The 16,281-nt window shown below is 39.6% G+C and carries 10 protein-coding genes; 8 read left to right on the top strand and 2 right to left on the bottom strand.

The genetic code is table 11. The features are described from left to right. Positions 1 to 35: 35 nt before the first annotated feature. Positions 36 to 3,179: a SusC/RagA family TonB-linked outer membrane protein gene (locus BCL90_RS10375; protein WP_121284595.1), complete on the top strand. Its 3,144-nt coding sequence runs from the start codon at positions 36 to 38 to the stop codon at positions 3,177 to 3,179. 12 nt (positions 3,180 to 3,191) lie between these two features. Beyond that, positions 3,192 to 4,718, top strand: a complete 1,527-nt coding sequence (locus BCL90_RS10370) for a RagB/SusD family nutrient uptake outer membrane protein (RefSeq protein ID WP_121283912.1) — start codon at positions 3,192 to 3,194, stop codon at positions 4,716 to 4,718. Between the two features lie 25 nt (positions 4,719 to 4,743). On the opposite strand, the gene BCL90_RS26025 is transcribed toward BCL90_RS10370, so the two are convergent. Continuing rightward, positions 4,744 to 4,989, bottom strand: coding sequence for a hypothetical protein (locus tag BCL90_RS26025; RefSeq protein WP_244214192.1), 246 nt, complete (start codon positions 4,987 to 4,989; stop codon positions 4,744 to 4,746). Between BCL90_RS26025 and BCL90_RS10365 the strand changes: the two genes are divergently transcribed. The 6 genes from BCL90_RS10365 (at position 4,979) to BCL90_RS10340 (ending at position 13,439) form a co-directional block, all read left to right on the top strand. Then, the gene (locus BCL90_RS10365) at positions 4,979 to 6,217 is read left to right on the top strand and encodes a glycoside hydrolase family 30 protein (RefSeq protein WP_244214191.1); all 1,239 of its coding nucleotides are present in this window, start codon (positions 4,979 to 4,981) and stop codon (positions 6,215 to 6,217) included. The genes BCL90_RS26025 and BCL90_RS10365 overlap by 11 nt on opposite strands. Positions 6,218 to 6,241: 24 nt before the next feature. Then, positions 6,242 to 7,993, top strand: a complete 1,752-nt coding sequence (locus BCL90_RS10360) for a cellulase family glycosylhydrolase (protein ID WP_121283910.1) — start codon at positions 6,242 to 6,244, stop codon at positions 7,991 to 7,993. A 14-nt stretch (positions 7,994 to 8,007) separates the two neighbouring features. After that, the gene (locus BCL90_RS10355; RefSeq protein ID WP_134380454.1) at positions 8,008 to 9,204 is read left to right on the top strand and encodes a multiheme c-type cytochrome; all 1,197 of its coding nucleotides are present in this window, start codon (positions 8,008 to 8,010) and stop codon (positions 9,202 to 9,204) included. Between the two features lie 97 nt (positions 9,205 to 9,301). Further along, complete coding sequence (locus BCL90_RS10350; protein WP_121283908.1) at positions 9,302 to 11,626, top strand: TonB-dependent receptor; 2,325 nt, start codon at positions 9,302 to 9,304, stop codon at positions 11,624 to 11,626. 4 nt (positions 11,627 to 11,630) lie between these two features. Then, the gene (locus tag BCL90_RS10345) at positions 11,631 to 12,437 is read left to right on the top strand and encodes a DUF4249 domain-containing protein (RefSeq protein WP_121283907.1); all 807 of its coding nucleotides are present in this window, start codon (positions 11,631 to 11,633) and stop codon (positions 12,435 to 12,437) included. A gap of 42 nt (positions 12,438 to 12,479) precedes the next feature. Next, positions 12,480 to 13,439, top strand: coding sequence for a 2-hydroxyacid dehydrogenase (locus tag BCL90_RS10340; protein WP_121283906.1), 960 nt, complete (start codon positions 12,480 to 12,482; stop codon positions 13,437 to 13,439). Between the two features lie 113 nt (positions 13,440 to 13,552). Here the strand turns inward: BCL90_RS10340 and BCL90_RS10335 are convergent, their stop codons facing one another. Continuing rightward, positions 13,553 to 16,279 (bottom strand): alpha-2-macroglobulin family protein, encoded by a 2,727-nt coding sequence (locus BCL90_RS10335; RefSeq protein ID WP_244094999.1) that lies wholly within the window; start codon positions 16,277 to 16,279, stop codon positions 13,553 to 13,555. Between the last annotated feature and the right edge of the window lie 2 nt (positions 16,280 to 16,281).

Below are 16,281 nucleotides of genomic sequence, written 5' to 3'. Positions count from 1 at the left end.
TAAATAACCAAATATTAACCTTAAAATTAATTTCTATGAGAGGAAGATTTACATTCGTATTCTTCATTTACTGTATCATGGCATTGCCGCTGGCCTTATTGGCACAAGACATTCCCGTTACAGGAAAAGTAACAGAACAAAATGGTAGTCCATTACCTGGCGTAACAGTTAAGCTTGATGGAACAACCAGAGCTGCATCTACCGATGCCAATGGTGTTTTTAGTATTCAGGCACCTGTTGGCGGCAAATTAACAATCAGTTTAATTGGTATGGCAACACAAACGGTAACTGTTCCGGCAGGCGGCCGTATCAATGTTTCGCTGGCAGCCAGTTCGAACGATTTAACCGAGGTTGTTGTGGTGGGTTACGGTACACAGAAAAAAGCCCTTGTAACCGGATCCATCTCCAGTGTAAAGGCAAAAGATCTGGAATCGATGCCGATTAACAGAGTGGAGCAGGCTTTACAGGGAAGAACATCTGGTTTAACGATTGCCAGTGGCAACGGACAGCCAGGATCTGCATCAACAGTGCGGGTAAGGGGATTTACCTCTTTTGCCTCTTCGGGTAATAACGATCCGCTTTGGGTTGTTGATGGTGTAATTGTAGATAATGGTGGCATTGGTTATTTAAATCAATCAGATATCGAATCTATTGAGGTTTTAAAAGATGCAGCCTCACAGGCAATTTATGGCGCCAGAGCGGCAAATGGTGTAATTATTGTTTCTACCAAGAAAGGTAAAGAAGGAAGGTTATCAATAAACTACAATGGGTTTTATGGTACACAAGCTCCGGCTAAAAAGCTAAAACTACTCAATGCCAATGAATATGCTATGATCAGGAATGAAGCCTATTCAAATAGCTTTAATGCAGCAACTGATGGAACTTTTACACTTCCTTATGCAAATCCGTCATCTTATGGAGAAGGTACTGACTGGCAATCGGTTGTTTTTAACGACGATGCCCGCAGACAAACGCATGAGTTTAGCGTTTCAGGCGGAACCAATAAATCTACCTTTTATACTTCTTTTGGTTATATCGATCAGGAAGGTATTGTAGCTACACCAATTTCTAATTTTAATCGTGCAAACATCCGTCTTAATTCTACATTTAAGCCTGCAAAGTGGATAAGCTTCGGTGAGAATTTAGGCTATAGCCATTCGGTTAATAGTTCTTTAGGTAATACCAATAGCGAGTTCGGTGGTCCTTTAAGTTCGGCAATTCATTTAGATCCGATAACTCCGGTCATTCAAACCGATCCAACCCTTATTGGCAAATCTCCTTATACCATTGCCAATATTATAAAAGATCCGGCAACCGGATTTCCTTATGGTATTTCAGGCCCGGTTGGTCAGGAAATGAGTAATCCGCTGGCTTATATTCAAACCAGATTAGGTAACTATGGTTGGGATCATAACATTGTTGGTAATGCTTTTTTAGAAATTGAGCCTATTGAGAATTTAAAATTCAGGTCATCACTGGGCGCTAAACTTGCCTTTTATGGTTCAGAGTCTTATACCCCATTATTTTGGTTGAGTCCGTCAAATACTAACAGTAAGGCGAATTTCTATCGCGAGATGAATATGACCTTAAATTATAACTGGGAAAATACCATTAGCTATTCTAAAAGCTTTGGTAAACACCATGCATACGCAATCTTTGGTCAGGGTTATTATATGGACAATAATAACCGCGGTTTAAACGTAAGGTTTAACAATATCATTGCTCAGGACTTTTATCAGGCCAATCTAAACTATAAACCGGCAACAGCTGATATTCAGGGTGATGGCAGTGATGGTACCTTGCATGTTGTTAACTCATTATTTACCCGCGTAACGTATGATTATGATGAAAAATATCTATTTACAGGTATTATCCGTCGTGATGGTTCTTCACGCTTTGGTACTAACAACCGGTTTGGTTACTTCCCTTCAGCTTCAATAGGCTGGGTGCCTACAAAAGAGGCTTTCTGGAAAGAAAACAAGGTCGTTAACTTCTTAAAATTACGTGGAAGTTATGGAATTACCGGAAATGATGCCATTGGCGATTTCAGTTACGTATCGTTAGTAAATAGCGGACGTAATTATACTTTTGGCACTACAGATGTAAGTACCATTGGTTGGAGTCCGGCTGCCTTATCCAATCCTGATTTGAAATGGGAGGAAACCCACCAGACAGATATAGGTTTAGATGCGACCTTATTTAACGATTTTACGCTTAGTGCTTCTTACTTCAAAAAGAAAACCATTGGTGTATTGCAAACACCTTCTATTCCACTTTATTTAGGTGCAGCTGGTGGTGCAGCAGAAAATGTTGGCGATATGCAGAATACTGGTATAGAATTCGAATTGGGCTACAGAAAAAAAATCGGGGAGCTTAATCTGGGGATTAATGCCAATATCTCAACCTTGAAAAATAAGGTAACCAAGCTATTGCCGGGAAGAGAGTTTATAGAGGATAACGCACAGAGTTTTCAGGGCATGGGTAACTTCACCCGTACCGGACTCGGACGTGCATTTAATGAGTTTTATGGGTATGAAGTGGCTGGGATTTTTCAGTCGCAGGCAGAAGTTAATGCATACAAAGGGCCAGGAGGTACCGTGTTGCAACCTTCGGCAAAACCCGGAGACATTAAATTTGCCAACTTAGATGGTAATGAAACTATAAATGGTAGTGATCGTACTTATTTAGGTAGTCCGCTTCCAAAATATACATACGGTATTACCATTAATCTGGCTTATAAAAACTTTGATTTTGTGGCCTTCGGAAACGGTGTAGGCGGAAATATGATCTTCCAGGGATTACGACGCTTGGATGTAACTTATGGAAACTGGCAGCAATCAATTCTTGACAGGTGGACACCAACCAACACATCAACTGATGTTCCCCGTGTTGCAGACAAGGATCTTAACGGAAACTATACCAAGTTCTCCAAAAACTATCTGGAAAAAGGAGATTACTTCCGTTTAAAAACCCTTCAGGTAGGTTATAACCTTCCAGCTAATGTGATTAAAAAAATTGGCGCACAAAAAGTTCGGGTATATCTGATGAGTGAAAACCTGTGGACCATTACTAAATATACAGGTTACGATCCCGAAATCGGTGGAACTGTATTGGGTGTAGATCGGGGAGTTTATCCGCAGGCACGTTCGTTTATGGTAGGTTTAAATGTTGGATTCTAAAAAAAAAATAAAATGAAAAAGAATATTTTAGCTATTGCAGCCCTTTTAACCGCTTCTCAGCTTATCGTTTCTTGTCAAAAACAGCTCGATGTAAATCCACGTGAACGTATCCTGGAGACAAGTTATTATCAAAGTCAGCAGCAGGCATTTACAGGTTTGGTGGCTGTTTATGATCAATTGGGTAATCAGTCTAGTGGCTACCTTACAAAACTTAATTTATTTAGCTCCGCCTCGGATGATCATTATGCAGGTGCCGATTCTCCATCAGATTTAGGAGATATGCAAGCGATGAATAATTATACGGTAAACTCCTTATCAGGAGCCCCAAGTTATTTATGGAGCAAGGGCTTTACCGGTGTTTATCGTGCAAATGTTTTACTGAAAAAAATAGAAGGCATTACAATGGATGCTTCAACCAAGGCAAGGTATATTGCTGAGGCTAAAGCGTTGCGTGCTATATTTTATTTTGATTTGGTAAGGATCTTCAAAAATATACCGTTAATCTTAGCACCTATTGAGCCTTCTGGCATGTTCGATGTTACGCAGGTTGCCCCTGCAGATGTATATAAGCAGATAGAAAAAGATTTAGGAGAGGCATTAACTGCGCTCCCTGTAACTATTACTACTGCTGAAGCAGGGCGTTTGAGCCAGGGTGCAGTTCATGCAGTTTTAGGTAAGGTTTACTTGTGGGAAGAAAAATGGGCCCCGGCAGCTGCAGAGTTTGCGCTGGTAAATGGTACAGCTCCTGGTGCAAGTACCTATGGCTATAAGCTGCTTCCAAAATTTGCTGATTTATGGAATGTTAAAAATAAGTTCAATTCAGAATCTGTTTTAGAACTCAGCTACAATACTACCTCTAATATGGGTTGGGATAACGTTGGCAGCCGTGAAGGTAATGTTATGGGCATTCTGGTAGGGCCACGTAATTATGTTCCTGTAATTGCCGCACAAGCACCAGATTATGTTTCGGGTTGGAGTGTAATGCCAATAACCAAAGAATTATTTGACTTAATTCACTACGATCCGCGTAATAAACCTACGGTTGCCAATTTAGATAGTTTGGAAAAAGCAGGTATTGTAACCTATAAACATGCCAATGATAATACCGGATATTTTGTGGAGAAATATGCCGGAAGAGTTTCTACCAAAGCTGCGGTTGGTCAGTTAGAATTAAACTTTGGTCAGAATATGTACGAAATCCGTTTAGCTGATACCTACTTAATGGAAGCTGAAGCATTATTGAAAAGTGGTGCTGCAGTTGGCGCAGGTACCAGGGCTTATATTTTCCTTAATGCAGTAAGAGCCCGCGTTGGTTTAAACCCTGTTGCGGTAACGATGGATAATATCATGAAAGAAAGACGTTTGGAACTGGTAGCTGAAGGACAAAGATGGTTTGATTTGGTTAGATGGGGGCTTGCTCCAGCTAAACTGGCCTTTAAAGGATTTCAGGCAAATAAAAACGAGACCTTACCTATCCCACAGGCTGAATTGAACAATACCAAAATTCTCCAGAGTAAAGAATGGGGCGGCACAAAATAAGTTGTCATCTAAATAACCTTAATGTTTAATTGTTAACAGGGAGAAAGCGAGTTCTTTCTTCCTGTTTTTTTTGATCTGCAGATCTTTTCCCTATGCTTCCTACCAGATTTCTTCGCTTTTTTATCATTTGTATTTTTACCTCTTGTTCGCTTTCTGTTATTGCCCAAAACCAAGCCGAAGTTTGGCTTACCAAAGCCGATCGATCGGTTTTATTTGCCAAACAGACAAGTAAATTAAGTTTTACTACAGCTAAAAATAATTTGCCAAACATTACAGTAAACGATAAAGAAACTTACCAAACAATTGATGGCTTCGGTTATGCGCTAACCGGCGGCAGTGCACAGCATATTATTAAAATGTCGGCACCAGCCAGGGCGGCTTTATTGAAAGAGTTGTTTGCTACTGATGGAAACAACATTGGAGTAAGTTACATCAGACTGAGCATTGGCGCTTCCGACTTAAACGAAAAAGTATTTTCTTATAATGATCTTCCAGAAGGACAAACCGATTTAACGCAGGCTAAGTTTGATCTCGGGCCTGATAAGGTGGATGTAATTCCGGTAATGAAGGAAATCCTTGCGATCAACCCAAAACTAAAAATTATGGGTTCGCCATGGTCTCCTCCCTTATGGATGAAAACCACTTACGATGCCCGTGGCGGGATGTTAAAGCCCGAATATTATGATGCTTACGGCAAGTATTTTGTGAGGTATGTACAGGAAATGCAAAAAGAAGGAATCCCTATTGATGCGATTACCGTTCAAAATGAGCCTTTGCACCCTGGCAATAACCCCAGCTTGCTTATGGTCGCACCAGATCAGGCACTTTTTGTAAAGAAATTTTTAGGTCCTGCGTTTGCCAAAGCCAATATCAAAACAAAAATTATTGTTTACGACCATAATGCCGACCGGCCCGATTATCCGATCAGTATTTTAGATGATGCGGAAGCCAGAAAATATATAGATGGATCTGCCTTTCATTTGTATGGAGGCAAGATTGAAGCTTTAAGTGATGTGCATAATGCCCATCCAGATAAAAATATCTATTTCTCAGAGCAAATGGTGGTAGAACAGCCTGATGCCACGACCATTGATATCGTGAATCCGGTAGCACGCTTAATTATCGGGGCTACACGCAACTGGAGCAAAAATGTACTGGAATGGAATTTAGCTGCCGATCCTGAAAATAAACCCTATACCGACAGGGGCGGCTGTTCGATGTGTCAGGGCGCAATAACCATCGATAAAGATAATTACAGCAGAAACCTGGCTTATTATTCCATTGCCCACGCTTCTAAGTTTGTAAGGCCTGGCGCTGTCCGGATAGCAACAAACGATTTAACCGACCTGCCAAATGTTGCCTTTAAAACACCTGATGGGAAACATGTTTTAATTGTAGCCAATAGCGGCAAGAGCGCCAATACCTTTAACATTGCTTTTAATGGGGAAACACTTGTCGCAACGCTCGATAAAGGATCTGTAGCTACATACATCTGGTAATTATCAAAACCTAATCTTATTGTTATGTCATTCAAAAAATCGATATTTTATATTTTTCTGCTCAGCATTGTTTCATTTACAGGGTTTAGTCAAGGGTTTTTAAAAGCCGAGGGTAAAAAAATAGTTAACCAAAAAGGGGAGAATGTTTTACTTCGTGGTTTTGGCTTAGGTGGCTGGATGTTACAAGAGGGTTATATGCTCAAAATTAACAAAGAAGCACAGCAGTACCGCATTCGCGAGCGCATAGAAGAACTGATGGGGACAAAACAGACCCAGGAGTTTTACGACGCCTGGCTGGCAAACCATACGCGTAAAATTGATGTGGATTCGATGAAACGCTGGGGTTTTAATTCCATCCGTTTACCCATGCATTACAATTTATACACTTTACCGGTGAATAAAGAACCTGTCGCCGGCAAAAATACCTGGCTGGAAAAAGGCTTTGCTTTAACCGATAGCCTGTTATCCTGGTGTAAGGCCAATAAAATGTATTTGATTTTAGATTTACATGCTGCACCTGGTGGACAAGGAAACGATTTAAACATTGCCGACCGCGATCCGTCAAAACCGTATTTATGGGATAGCGAGGCCAATCAGGAGAAAACCATTGCCCTTTGGAAAAAACTGGCAGAGCGTTATAAAGATGAACCTTACATTGGTGCATACGATATTTTGAATGAACCCAACTATGGTTTTACAAATCCTGAAGAGGATAAAAACGGAACAAAAGAAAAAGTGAATGCACCATTGCGTAAGTTAATGGTCGAGATTACCAAAGCCATCCGTGAGGTTGATCAGAAGCACATCATTGTTATCGAAGGAAATGGTTGGGGCAATAATTACAATGGCATTTTTCCATTATGGGATAAAAATATGGTTTTGAGTTACCATAAATACTGGAATTATAATGATCAGGCTTCAATAGCACACATTATTAAAGCCAGGGATGAGCAGAATGTTCCGGTTTGGCTGGGTGAAACAGGAGAAAATTCGAATGTCTGGTTTACGGATGCCATCCACCTTTTAGAAAAAAACAATATTGGCTGGGCCTGGTGGCCATTGAAAAAGATAGGTGCCAATAACCCGATGGAAATTAAATCGAATCCTAATTATGATGAGTTGGTAAAGTATTTCAATAACGGTGGAAACAAACCTAAAGATAGCAATGTATACAGCGGTTTAATGGAGCTGGCCATTTATTCGAAATTAGAAAACACGATTATCCACAGAGACGTAATTGATGCCATGATCCGCCAGCCTTTTAGTAACGAAACCAAAGCTTTTAAGCCCAATTTAATTAAAGATAAAAGTATTGTTTACGCTGTAGATTACGATTTAGGTAAAAACGGTTTTGCTTATTTCGATACCGATACGGCCGATTACCATACCTCAACAGGAAAACGAAGTGCAGGCAACCGCGGCCATATTTACAGAAATGATGGGGTGGATATTGTTAAAGATTCTACACAGTATGAAAAGTATTATGTAAACCATATCGAAAAAGGGGAGTGGTTGCAATACACCATAAACGTTGCAGAAAAAGGAGCATATATCTTAAAAATAAATGCTGCGGCAAATCATGCTTTAGGTAGAATGACTATTATGATCGACGACAAGGTGGCAGCTAAAAATATTGCGGTTCCAGATACCAGAGATAATAACAAGTTTGCAACCTTTGAGGTGAAGAACGTTGTTTTAAAGGCTGGAAAGCAAAAAATTAAGGTACTGGCAGATGCAGGAGGCTATAATTTTAGTTATCTTCAATTCGTAAAATAAAGCAAAACATCATCTTGAAAGGCGCAAAACGGATCCTGTTTATTTTAGGGGCAATTGCTGTTGCAATCGTTATTCTTTCAAGATGCATGAATGCGGCCGATCAATTGCCCGCAGATGTGCGGGGCGAGGCCTATACCGGGGCAGCTACCTGTGTTAAATGCCATAAAGATTTATCAGAGTCTTATGCACATAATCCACATGGTTTAACTTCTAAGCCTGTTTTAGATGCTGCTTTGTTAAAAATTTTCGCCCCTGATTCGAACAGTTTCCAATATGATGCAAGCCAAAAAGTAGTAGTAGAGAAGAGAGATAGCGGTATATTTCAGGTCGCTTATCGGGATGGTAAAGCTGTGCGTGCGCAAAAGTTTGATATGCAGTTTGGTTCAGGCGAGAAAGCCTATACTTATACCTATTGGCAAGGCAAAAAAATGTACGAACTGCCTTTATCTTACTTTACTGCCATTAAGAACTGGGCCATCAGTCCTGGTTTTCCAAAAGAAAACTTTTATTATGACCGCGCGATAACGAGCCGTTGTTTGGAGTGCCATGCCTCTTATGTAGCTGTTAAAATCACGCAAAAATCTACTTTTGAAAAGGATGAAGAGATGGAAAAAGGAACTGTTATTTATGGAATAGATTGCGAGCGCTGCCATGGCCCGGGGAAACAGCATGTTGTTTTCCATATGGAAAACCCGGAAGAAAAAAATGCAAAATTCATCACCCTTTATCAAACACTTACCCGTAAACAAAAGATGGATGTTTGTGCCGTTTGCCATTCGGGCAATACTCTGGTGGCACAACGATCGGTATTCGGTTTCCAGCCGGGCGACGATTTAGAAGCTTACTATTCGCAGGATTTTACAGGTTTTGGTGGTGGTAATATTGATGTACACGGTAACCAGAGTGCCATGCTAAAGGGTAGTAATTGTTATCGAAAAAGTGAAACCATGACCTGCCAATCGTGCCACAATACACATGAAAATATTAAGGGTAATTTAACAATTTACTCACAGCGCTGTATCAGCTGTCACCAAAGCACTAAGCACAGTCAGGCTACGCTGTCAAAAGGATTGCTCAGCACCAATTGTATTGATTGTCACATGCCTAAGGAACCTTCAAAACTGATCACCTTTCAGCAGGCAGGTAAAGATCATTTAAGTCCTTACCTGTTACGCTCACACCATATTGCCATTTATCCCGTTATTAATTAGTAAAACCAAACTTTTATTAAGAAATGCTCCAATATCTTTTAATAGGACTTGGATTTCGTACATTTGGTTTCCACCTTAAAATTAGATAGTAGCCAATATGTCCTTAAAACACTACTTAGCTTTATTTTCCTTCCTTTTTTTATCCACCTCTGTTTTTGCACAAAAGAAATTTACCCTCAGCGGCACCATTCGCGATGCAGGTACAGGTGAAACCTTAATTGGTGCAACGGTAAGAATTTCCGGAGCATCTGCTGCAGCAACCTTAACCAATAATTATGGATATTTTGCTTTAACACAAACCGAAGGAACCTACACGGTGGCGGTAAGTTATACCGGCTATACATCCATTGTTAAAACCATCAGTTTAACAAAAGATACCAAGTTAAATGAGGAATTAAAAAGTACAAATGATTTGGACGAAGTAACAGTAAGCGCCAATAACCGCAAAAACGAAAACGTTAAAAGTGCGCAGATGGGTTTGGAAAGGATTGATATGAAAACGCTTAATTCTATCCCGGTGTTGCTGGGCGAAAAGGATATTTTAAAAACCATCCAATTATTACCGGGCGTAAAATCAGGTGGAGAAGGGAATACAGGTTTTTACGTTCGCGGTGGTGCTGCCGATCAGAATTTAATTATTCTGGATGAGGCTGTGGTGTACAACTCATCTCACTTACTTGGCTTTTTCTCTACTTTCAATGCCGACGCAATTAAAGATGTAAGTTTATACAAAGGTGGCATGCCAGCGCAATACGGTGGCCGGTTATCGTCGGTTTTAGATGTTAAAATGGATGATGGGAACAATAAAGAGTTTAAGTTTGAGGGAGGAATTGGTTTAATTGCATCACGTTTAAAAGCAGAAGGACCGATTGTAAAAGACAGGGGTTCGTTTATGGTGAGTTTCCGCAGAACTTATATCGATCTGTTTTTAAGAGCTTCGCCAGATTCATCTGTTAACGGGAGTACCTTGAATTTTTATGATATTAATGCAAAGGCGAATTATAAAATCAATGATAAAAATACCATTTACATTTCGGGTTATTTTGGTAAGGATAATATTGGGGTGAAGGATTTGTTTGAGAACAACTGGGGCAACGTAACCACCACCATCCGCTTAAACCATATTTTTAACGACCGCTTGTTTTCTAATACTTCGTTAATTTACAACAACTACAATTATACCGTTCGTTTGTTAAATGATGCGACTAATTTTAAGGCGACTTCGCTGGTACGCGATTTTAATTTTAAAGAAGATTTTCAGTATTTTAGCAACAAACATATTCTCAGGTTCGGATTAAATGCGACCCAGCACCGCATATCGCCGATTGATATTGATAGCGATGTATCCTCGCAGGTAAATTCGCTTACACAAGAGCGTAGGTATGGAATAGAGTCTGCTGCCTATATTTCTGATGAATGGAATGTAAACGAGCACCTTAACTTTTTATATGGTGTAAGGTTGGCTGCTTTTTCTTTAATGGGCCCTGGTAATTTTAGCACTTATGATATTGATGGGGATATCGCATCAACAGAAAATGTAGCCAAAGGCAAGTTTTACAAAAACTATTTCAACCTGGAGCCCCGCTTTTCTATGAGTTACCTGTTTAACGAAGAAAATTCTATTAAAGCATCGTATAACCGCAATACACAGAATGTTCACATTTTAACCAATGCCACTTCCAGTTCGCCAACCGATCAGTATGTGTTGAGCAGTAATAATATTAAACCAGAAATTGCCGATCAGGTGGCGCTGGGGTATTTTAAAAATATTAAAGAGAATACCTACGAACTCTCTGCAGAAATTTATTATAAATGGCTGCAAAACCAGATCGATTACAAGAATGCCGCCCAGTTGCTGGCCAATTCGAATGTAGAATCGGAACTGATATACGGCACAGGTAGGGCTTATGGGCTGGAACTGTTTTTTAAAAAGAAATTTGGCAAGCTCAATGGCTGGGTAGGATATACGCTATCGCGTACTGAACGCAAATTTACAGAACTGAATAATGGCAAATATTTTCCGGCCAGGCAAGACCGTACACACGATATTTCGGTGGTTGGTATTTACAACATGACCCCAAGGTGGACATTTTCCTCAAGCTTTATTTACAGTACAGGTAATGCAGTTACCTATCCGGCAGGGAAATATACCGTTGGCGGGCAACCAGCCTATTATTATACCCAACGCAATGCAGGCCGCATGCCTTACAATATGCGTTTAGATATAAGTGCCACATTAGATGGCAAGAAAAAAGGCAAATACCAATCGAGCTGGAATTTTGGTATTTACAATGTGCTGGCCAGAAAAAATCCTTACTCCATAGAGTTCATTACTGATCCGCAAAATCCGAACAAAACTGCTGCACAGCAAACCTCTCTTTTTGGACTTATTCCATCTGTTACCTGGAATTTTAAATTTTAATGCCATGAAAAAATTAGCAATATATGTTGTCCTGTTTACCTTGTGCCTCGCTTCATGCAAGAAAATTATTTCCATTGATACGGAGAATGCCGACCCACAGTTAGTGATTGAAGGGATCATTAATAACCAGTTGATGGACCAGGAAATTAAACTCAGCAAAACGATAGGTTATACCGAGGAAAATGTTTTTCCTAAAATTTCGGGTGCCACGGTTACCGTAACCGATAGCAAGGGAAATACGTTTGTATTCAAAGAAGGAACTAAGCAGGGTACTTATGTTAGTCGCATGAAGGGTGAGCCAGGTGTTATCTATAATTTAAGTGCGACTGTTGAAGGACAAAACTATACCGCCAGTTCTAAAATGCCTAATTTGGTTAAAATGGATTCGATTGGGATTATTAAAAATACTTTTTTTGGTCGTGAACGTAAAACAGCGGCAGTCTTTTTTAAAGATCCGGTTAATGAAGTAAATTTCTACCATTTTAACCTCTATGTAAACGATGTTTTGTCGCGACGCTATTATGCTACTAACGACAGGCTAACCAATGGTAACGATTTGCGGATCCAGCTCTTTTTTAAACCCAATAACGATCACGACAGCGACGAGCTGAATACCAATGATAAGGTTAGGATTGAAATGGAATGTATTGACAGTAATATTTTTAATTATTGGTATGCACTTAGCCAGCAAGCAGACCGCGGGCCTAACCAGGGTACCACGCCAGCCAACCCTACATCAAACCTTTCGAATAATGCGTTGGGTTATTTTAGTGCAAACACCTATCAGGTACTCACGGCGACTGTAAAGTAAACATTAAGCAAAACTCCTGGTCAGATTTACTGTTAAATTAATATGAAAGTATTTATAAGCGGAAACATTGCTCCGGTTGGAATAAAAGAACTGGAAGAAAATAATATCTCCATCACCCAGTGGAAAGAAAACAGGCAGATTACAGCCGAAGAATTAATTGAGGCCTGCCAGGATCAAGATGGCTTGATCAGCGTTGGGCCAAATAAAATTAATGCTGAATTTTTAAATGCCTGTCGCCACTTAAAGGTAATTGCGCTGCATTCGGTAGGTTACGATCAGGTAGATATAGTTGCGGCTAAAAAATTAAACATCCCCATTGGTAACACGCCAGGTGTTTTGAGTGCAGCAACTGCTGATACTGCTTTTTTATTGATGCTTGCTGTATCGCGAAAGGCTTTTTTCTCACACAAAAAAATCATTCAAGGCGAATGGAAAAACTATGAGCCTTCACCAGAACTCGGAATTGAAGTAAACGGTAAAATGCTCGGTGTTTTTGGTCTGGGGAAAATTGGATTAGAGATGGCCAAAAAATGTAAAGCTGCCTACCAAATGGAGGTCATTTATCACAATCGATCGCGTAACGAAGAAGCCGAAAGAGAAATCGGTGCAAAATATGTATCCTTTGAAGAACTTTTGGCACAAAGTGATGTGTTATCCGTACACACCGCGTTAACGCCAGAAACCAAAGATAAATTTACACTTGATGTTTTTAAGCAGATGAGACCCAATTCGATTTTCATTAATACAGCCAGGGGTGGTATTCACAATGAAAAGGACTTAATCAAAGCCTTAGAAGAGAAGATAATATGGGGTGCAGGTTTGGATGTAACGAACCCGGAACCCATGGATAAAAACAATCCCTTGCTGGCTATGGAAAACGTTGCTGTTTTACCACATATTGGCTCGGCCACCGAAGAAACGAGAGCTGCCATGGCGCAGATTATTGTTAAAAATGTTTTGGCTGGTTTAAAAGGGGAGAAGTTGCCGTTTGAAGTGAAGTGAGATATGAGATATAAGATAGATGAGGGGAGTAATTCAATTCCATCATCCATCTTACATTTTCCATTTAGGCTATTAACCATTGACTATCAGACTACGAACCGATTGCCTGTATTTTATTTTACAAGATATTTAAAAACCGATCTTCCTAAATTTCCATTGGCATCTATTCCTTCAATAATTACTTTGTATTGTCCTCTTCCATCAGCGTTATAATATTCAAAAGAAGCATTACCCGTTGCATCTGTAACTACTTTAGGGTTCCAGTAAATGGTGGTCCTTAAATCGTTTCGGTTCATGCTGGCAGGAACATCATATTTAGGTGAGTAAAACTGTTTTTCTTTATTATAACCCTGTGGCGAGAAAGTAAGTTCATAATACTTAGGAAGCATATCCATCAATTGGGCTTTCGTAATCTTGGTGCCTTTAGGTGCTTTTTTCTGGTTAAATACAATTACACCGTTTACATTGTTAGCACGGTTCACCAAACCTAAATCGTCTCTTAAAAATACTTCTACTGATTCGAGCTGGTTCGGGTCTAATGTATTGATCTGGTTTACATCCACGTTCATACCATTGATGAAAATACCCATCGGGATTTTTTTGCCCTGGTTGTAATCCCGGGTTACGTAAAAGTTATTATCGGCAAAGGTAACCCCTGCCAGCATACCCTGTAAACAGTTAATCAATAAACCACAGCCTTTAAACCGATCTCCACTAACTTCATGGTCGGCCATTTGGCTTAGTCCGCTTAGTGCCGGGTAATCCTTATGACTTACTTTCGGAACTACTGTGGCTTTAATATTTACATCTTTTAGTGTGTGTAAATAAGCATATTGTCTTTTGCTGTTATCTAAATAACTGGTTAAAGCACTATCAATATTTAAAACCTCTTCGGCTGCACTAAAATTTCTGGTTAGGGTAGGTACCGGTGCGCCATTTAAGCTTAAGGTCATGTTTTTATAGTTTACATTATACTTAGCGGTAATGGTCACTTTAGAGGAGTCGTTAAAGACCAGGTTTTTGAATTTAAAATTCCCAACAGGATCAGTAGTACTTTCCAGATTGAAACGTTTATCAGGTATGGTTAATAATAAGGCTCCTTTTCTAACCGGAATACCATTATTTTGACGCAAAATACCTGAAATTTCGATTCCCTGTTCAGGTAAGAAATCAATTTTTGGTAATTTATTGGCGATGATATCGGTATATTTAAAACTGCGGTATCCCTGGGTAAGCAACAATACATCTAAATCTGCATTTTTCTTTGCGTCAGGTGCATTAAAGTAATAATTTGCTTTTTCAATGTAACCTTTAACATCGCTGCTTAATAACAAGCCAGTTAATATCGTACTGGTTGCATCTTCGCTGGATGGAACTTTGGTTTCATCTACAACAGCCACCGAGAAGTTTCCTTCAACGGGAGCGCCATCTTTTTTAGCAGCAACATTTATCTTAACCTTTTTCTTGATTCCGTAAGTCGTTGCAGCACTAGTTAGCGTTACCGCCATGGTATTTTTATGTTGTACAAAAACCAATCGTTCACTTAGTGGTTTACCAAATTCGTTAAATAGGGTAAATTGTGCAATTCCATTTGGGAATTTAGATTTAAGCACAGTGGTGTTATATTCTTTATTTGATAAGGCTGTTTGTGCACCATAACAGATCACGCCTTTGCTCTGTGCAATTAAATAAAGTTTTTTACCCTGGTTCTGTTCAAAGAAGGCATCATTAGCTGAAATTTTTATGGCTATATTATCTGCACTGCTGTTATCTATATTTACAGAAACACCATTTGCCGCAACTGCTGGTAAGTTATAATTTTGAGAGGTTCCATCGGCATAGGTAACAGCTGCTTTGTACGTTTTTCCGGCTTCTGCCAATAAATTGAAACTGCCCATTCCTAAATGTTGGGCAGTAAATGTTGCTACTGTTTTGCCATCGTTATCGGTAATTGTACCTTTTGAGCTGATGCCCAAACCATCACTCTTAATCGCTTTAAATGCCACTTTAGTAGTTAAACCTGCAATCAGACTTCCTCCCTCTGGGAAGAACTGAAAATCTTTACTTACGATTGCGTTTTTAAGTTGAAAGCTGCTGCTCGCCACATCTTTATCGGTGGTATTAATGCTGGTAATCAGTTCGCCTTTTTGTAATTGATATTCCGCCTTCTGTGCATTGCTCATCGCGATGGTTAAATAGCCGTTTGCATCTGTTGTACCCCTGCCTTTGGCAATTACCGTATAACTGGTAACTACCTGCCAGCTTACATTTTTATTGGCGTAGGGTTTGTTATTGGCATCTTTAAATTGTACACGCGCATCAATTTTTTCCAGCTTATCTGTAGAGGTATTTTTATAAGTGATATGGGTTTTTACCTCCTTATCAATCGCTTCGCCTACATAAAAGGTCTTGTTAAAATAAGCAGGATCATCACTGTTAAGCATCCACAACGTGTAAGCCCTGATATGGTAATTCCCTTGTTTATAGTTGATCTGATCTAAGGGGAAACTGCCGTAAGCAAAACCACCGGTAATGGGTAATTTTAACGTTTGGATAAGTGAGTCTTTCTGATTGATTACATCCACATAAATGATCTTACTAATCGTAGATAAGAAATTCTGGTTTTCGGTAACATAAGCTTTAAACCAGACCGTATCGGCAACAGCATAATAAGGTTTGTCGAAATGAAGATAAATTTTTTCGGCAGGGTAATCACTCAATACCTTATTCGTTTTGGTAATGATGCTGTTTATGCTAATGGTATCAGTTTGGGCCGAAGAAGAAAAACTTAATGTTGATAAAAGTGACAGTATAATAAACGATAATCTAAAAATCTTCATGG

The organism is Pedobacter alluvionis, from assembly GCF_003664035.1.
Taxonomy (GTDB): domain Bacteria; phylum Bacteroidota; class Bacteroidia; order Sphingobacteriales; family Sphingobacteriaceae; genus Pedobacter; species Pedobacter alluvionis.
The sequence above is the reverse complement of the archived record's forward strand: the minus strand, read 5'-3'. Positions and strand labels throughout refer to the sequence as shown.